Raw genomic sequence first — 5,221 nt, 5'->3', positions numbered from 1 at the left:
CGCTGAAGACCCCGCCGGCACCGCAAGCGATACGCCATAGAAAAGGAGATCAGAGGAAGAAGACGCTTGCGCCAACCGGCGGGCATTTCAATATAGGCCGGGCATCGCGGACACGAAAGGGGACGTTTAGACCCTTTTGGAATCACCCCTCTCTCTTCATTCCCGGGCCACCTTCACCACCACAAATGTGAGCACTCACAAACTCCAGGGTGCCGATTGCCAGGATGGGGGGTTGCCGTAACCGGCGGCGTGCCTTATTGATAACAACAGGCCCCATTGCTTGGGGGCCGCAGCGAGGAACCGAGATGAGCGATTATCAAGGCGGCTGCCTGTGCGGCCGGGTCCGTTACCGTATCCGTGGCCCTTTTCACCAGTTTCACCAATGCCATTGCTCGCGCTGCCGCCGATTCAGCGGCACCGCCCACGCCGCCAATCTGATCGCGGCCGCGGACAGCCTGGAGTGGCTCCAGGGCGAAGATCAGGTACGCCGCTTCGACCTGCCGGAGGCGAAGTCTTTTTCCCGCGCCTTCTGCACCCATTGCGGCAGCATGGTCGCGTACCTGAAGCGCGACGGCAGCGCGGTAACGGTGCCCGCCGGTGGCCTCGACCAGGAACCGGACATCGACCCCAACGACCATATTTTCTATGACGACCGGGCGCACTGGTACGAAACCGGCCTGGGCGCCAAAAAATACCGCCAGGCGCCCGAGTAGCACGGCCGCCGCCGGGGGCGCCAATTGACCCCCCGGCGGCGCTGAAGTAGTGTTGCGCCGGCTACCATTAGAGGTCCCCCTTCGTCATGGCGAAAAACGCCCCCCAACTGGAACAATCCCTGGACAACCTGGAAGCTCTGGTCGAGCGGATGGAATCCGGTGAGATGACCCTGGAAGAGTCCCTGGCGGCCTTTGAACAGGGCGTGACCCTCACCCGGGAGTGCCAGCAGGCACTGACCCAGGCGGAACAGAAGGTGCGCATTCTGCTCGAACAGGACGCCCAGGCCGAGCCGGCGCCGTTCGAAGACCGCGATGCGCCCTGACATGGACGACCTGGGCCCGTTTTCGGACGCCATGCGCGAGCGCCTCGCGGACGCCCTGCATCGCCATCTGCCCGCCCCCGCCCACAGTGACTCACCGCGCCTGGCCGAGGCAATGCGCTACGCGGCCCTTGCCGGCGGCAAACGCATCCGCCCGCTGCTGGTCTACGGCGCCTGCCGGCTGGCCGGCGGTGAACCGGCCCAGGCCGACGTAGCGGCGATGGCGGTGGAGTTGATCCACGCCTATTCCCTGGTCCACGACGACTTACCGGCGATGGACGACGACGACCTGCGCCGTGGCCAGCCCACCTGCCACCGCGCCTTCGATGAAGCCACCGCGATTCTCGCCGGCGACACTCTGCACACCTTTGCCTTCGAACTGCTCAGCAGTGCCGGCGACTACCCGGACAGCGCGCGGGTTGGCATGATCCGCACGCTCTGCCAGGCCGCCGGCGGCACCGGCATGGCCGCCGGGCAGATGCAGGACATGGAAGGCCACGGCCAGACCCGCGACGTGACCGCCCTGGAACGCATGCATTACTTGAAGACCGGCCGGCTGATCACCGCCAGCCTGCTGCTTGGCTATCAAGCCGCCGGCCGCCCGGACGCCACCTTGGAACACAATCTGCGCGCGTTCGGCGATGCCATCGGCCTGGCGTTCCAGATTCAAGACGACATTCTCGACGTCACGGTGGACACCGCCCAGCTCGGCAAACCCAGCAAATCCGATGAAAAACACGGTAAAAGCACCTTCCCGGCGCTGCTCGGGTTACGCGCCAGCCAGCAACGCGCCGAAGCGCTGTGCCAGCAGGCACGCGGCGCCCTGCAGGCCCACGGTGAGGCAGCGGCGCCGTTGCAACAATTGGCGGATTACATCATCCACCGCAATCACTGACGGTGGCCCGCCCGGGCCGTTATAATGGTCGCTCACTTCGCCGGACGTCCCCTCGCCGGGTCGCTGCGCGGGCCGCCATGGACGACACGGCAACGCCGATTCACGCAGGCCAGATTTGATGCCAAAGACGTTTACCGACATTCCCCTGACCCGCCCCGCCACGCCGTTGCTGGACACCATCAGCACGCCGGCGGATTTGCGCAAGCTGCCCCAGAGCCGCCTGGACACGCTGGTCGATGAACTGCGTGCCTACCTGCTCTACGCGGTCGGCCGCTCCGGCGGTCACTTCGGCGCCGGCCTGGGCGTGGTGGAACTGACGGTGGCGCTGCACTATCTGTTTGAAACACCCCACGACCGGCTGGTCTGGGACGTGGGCCACCAGTGCTACCCGCACAAAATTCTCACCGGGCGCCGCGAACAGCTGCTCAGCATCCGCCAGCGCCATGGCCTGTCCGGTTTCCCCAACCGAGCCGAATCCCCCTACGACACCTTCGGCGTCGGCCACTCTTCCACCTCCATCAGCGCGGCCCTGGGCATGGCCCTGGGTGCGCGGCAAGCGGAGCAGAAACGTCGCACGGTAGCGGTAATCGGTGACGGCGCGATGACCGCCGGCCAGGCCTTCGAGGCCATGAGCCACGCCGCCCATACGCGCGCCAACCTGCTGGTGATTCTCAACGACAACACCATGTCGATCGGCCAGAACGTGGGCGGGCTGGCCAACTACTTCGCACGAATCTGGGCCTCCAAGACCTACATCGCCCTGCGCGAAGGCGGCAAGAAAGTGCTCTCGGCGATGCCCGCCGCCTGGGATTTCGTGCGCCGCACCGAAGAGAGCATGAAGAACATGGTCAGCCCGGACATGCTGTTCGAGGCGATCGGCTTCAATTATATCGGCCCCATCGACGGCCACGACCTGGACGAATTGATGGCCACCCTGGACACCATGCGTGACCTGGAAGGCCCGCAACTGCTGCACGTCTACACCACCAAGGGCAAGGGCTTCGGCCCCGCCGAGGCGGACCCGGTCGGCTACCACGCGATCAACAAGATCGAGCCCAAACCGAAGGTCGAGGTGGCGGCGCCGGCGAAAGCACCGAGCCCCAAATATCAGTCCATTTTTGGCCAGTGGCTGTGCGATCAGGCGGCGCTGGATCACCGCCTGGTGGGCATCACTCCGGCCATGTGCGAAGGCTCGGGCATGGTGGAATTCAGCCGCCAGTTCCCGGACCGTTTCCACGACGTGGCGATCTGCGAGCAACACGCCGTCACCCTGGCCGGCGGCATGGCCTGCGAAGGCCAGAAACCGGTGGTGGCGATCTATTCCACCTTCTTGCAGCGCGGTTACGATCAGCTGATCCACGATGTGGCGCTGCAGAACCTGGACGTCACCTTTGGCCTGGACCGCGCCGGCGTGGTCGGTGAAGACGGCGCCACCCACGGTGGCGTGTTCGATCTGGCCTACCTGCGCACCCTGCCCAACCTGATCGTGGCGGCGCCGTCGGACGAAAACGAATGCCGCCAGTTACTGCACACCGCCTGGCTGCACGACGGCCCGGCGGCGGTGCGCTACCCGCGCGGCACCGGCCCCGGGGCTCATATCGAAGAAACGATGGCGCCCCTGCCGGTGGGCGAAAGCCGCACCCTGCGCCAGGGCAAAGGCCCGGTGGCGCTGCTCGCCTTCGGCGCGCTGGTGCCGGCGGCCCTGCAAGCGGGGGAGAAACTCGACGCCACCGTGATCGACATGCGCTGGGTCAAACCGCTCGACCGCGACGCCATCGTGCAGGCCGCCGGCCGCCACGATCTTCTGGTCACGGTGGAGGATCACCAGCGCATGGGCGGCGCCGGCTCGGCGGTCAATGAACTGGTCATGGAAGAAGCCCTGATGGTGCCGGTGCTCAACCTCGGCCTGCCGGACGAGTTCATCCACCATGGCAAACGCGACGGCCTGCTGGCCGAACAGGGACTGGACGCCGCCGGCATCGAAGCGAGCATCCGCGAGCGTTTGCAACGGCTGGACGGCGGCGCCCGCCCGCACCGCGCCTGAAGCCATTACCGGAGGCCGGGGCGGCCCCTCAGGCGGCGCGCCCGCCCCGCGATCCACCAGCGCAGCATGAGCATCACCAGTAACGCGAAGGCGCCGGCGATCAGGTCGTCGGCGACAATGCCGGCGCCATTATTGAAATGGCTGTCCACCCAACCCACCGGGCCGGGCTTGGTGACATCGAACAACCGGAACGCCAGAAAGCCGGCCAGCCCCCAACCGACACCGCGCGGCACCACCGCCAGCGCCAGCAGCAACCCACCGAACTCATCCCACACAATCGACGGCGCGTCATGCACCCCGAGCACGCTGCTGGCCTGGCCGCACAACGGCACGCCGATCAGGCAGATCACGCCCCACAGCGCCCAATAGCCAACGCGAGGCAGACCCGCCAACCACCACCATGGCAACAGAAAAACCAAACTGGCCACCGTGCCCGGCGCATACGGTGACAGGCCCGCGCCCAGGCCCTGGGCGATAAATACTATGACGCTGTCCAGGTTCATGGTGTGATTCGGTCCTTGAAGATGGAGGCGGGAGAATGAGGGTATCCGAAGGACGACACAACCGCGGCCGCCTCAAGGTTACGGCCGGGTAAGTAAACCGGGTGGCGGTTGGGCAACCCCGAAGCGGAGCTGTGTGGGTCCCTTCCGGGACCCTTTTTGGCAGGGATGCCAAAAACGGGAGCGCCCAGGGACGGCTTGAGCGATCCCGGAAGGGACCCACACAGATCCGCGTACCCGATAGAGACGACTCCCTGCAAAGCGGTTCCCGCCAAAGCGCGAAGAACCTCTTTTATTCACCCACGGCCAAGGCTAGAAGTGCCGCCACCCCGCCTCCGGCGGTGTGCGAAGCGTGCCGTCCTCGGCCCGCAGCCGCACCGGGCCCGGGCCGCTCACGCGGCCGATGGCGTGGGCGCCGGAGGGCAGCGGCCGCCCGTCGGGCCAGGTGAACAGCAGCACATAGTCATCGCCGCCGCCAAGCTGCAAGGCCAGCCGCTGCTCGGCATCCAGTTCGTTGAGTTCTTCATCGGTCGGCAGCGCGGCGATGTCGATCTCGGCGCCCAAATCCCCGCTGGCGTGGAGAAGGTGGCCCAGGTCCTGCAGCAAGCCATCGGAGACATCGATAACGGCGCCAGCGCCGGCCAGCTTGCCGGGCCAGCTCAGCGCCGGCTCGGGGCGGGCGAAATGGCGGGCGGCGGCGCTGTCACGGCGGCCGGCCCGCCAGTGTCGCAGCCCCAGGGCGCCGCGCC

6 protein-coding genes are annotated in these 5,221 nt (G+C 66.6%); 4 read left to right on the top strand and 2 right to left on the bottom strand.

The features are described 5' to 3' along the window. Positions 1-305 precede the first annotated feature (305 nt). The 4 genes from CGS25_RS18760 (at position 306) to dxs (ending at position 3,972) form a co-directional block, all read left to right on the top strand. A complete protein-coding gene (locus CGS25_RS18760) occupies positions 306-713 on the top strand; it encodes a GFA family protein (protein ID WP_101676400.1) in 408 nt (135 codons plus the stop codon). Between the two features lie 86 nt (positions 714-799). Beyond that, positions 800-1,036 (top strand): exodeoxyribonuclease VII small subunit, encoded by a 237-nt coding sequence (locus tag CGS25_RS18755; RefSeq protein ID WP_101676399.1) that lies wholly within the window; start codon positions 800-802, stop codon positions 1,034-1,036. Position 1,037: 1 nt separating this feature from the next. After that, the gene (locus tag CGS25_RS18750; protein ID WP_232802506.1) at positions 1,038-1,928 is read left to right on the top strand and encodes a polyprenyl synthetase family protein; all 891 of its coding nucleotides are present in this window, start codon (positions 1,038-1,040) and stop codon (positions 1,926-1,928) included. A 118-nt stretch (positions 1,929-2,046) separates the two neighbouring features. After that, on the top strand, positions 2,047-3,972 hold the full coding sequence (dxs, locus tag CGS25_RS18745; protein ID WP_101676398.1) for a 1-deoxy-D-xylulose-5-phosphate synthase: 1,926 nt from the start codon (positions 2,047-2,049) through the stop codon (positions 3,970-3,972). Positions 3,973-3,977: 5 nt separating this feature from the next. Here dxs and CGS25_RS18740 read toward each other — a convergent pair whose 3' ends face one another. Then, positions 3,978-4,475 carry a phosphatidylglycerophosphatase A family protein gene (locus CGS25_RS18740; RefSeq protein ID WP_101676397.1) on the bottom strand — a complete coding sequence of 166 codons (498 nt, stop codon included), beginning with the start codon at positions 4,473-4,475 and terminating at the stop codon, positions 3,978-3,980. Positions 4,476-4,784: 309 nt separating this feature from the next. Beyond that, a partial coding sequence (locus CGS25_RS18735) for a thiamine-phosphate kinase (RefSeq protein ID WP_408608739.1) occupies positions 4,785-5,221 on the bottom strand: 437 nt, incomplete at its 5' end.

Origin of the sequence: Alloalcanivorax mobilis (assembly GCF_002864685.1) — a bacterium.
In the GTDB taxonomy this organism is placed as follows: domain Bacteria; phylum Pseudomonadota; class Gammaproteobacteria; order Pseudomonadales; family Alcanivoracaceae; genus Alloalcanivorax; species Alloalcanivorax mobilis.
Note: the sequence above shows the minus strand (reverse complement) of the source record. Positions and strands in the feature narration are given on the sequence as shown.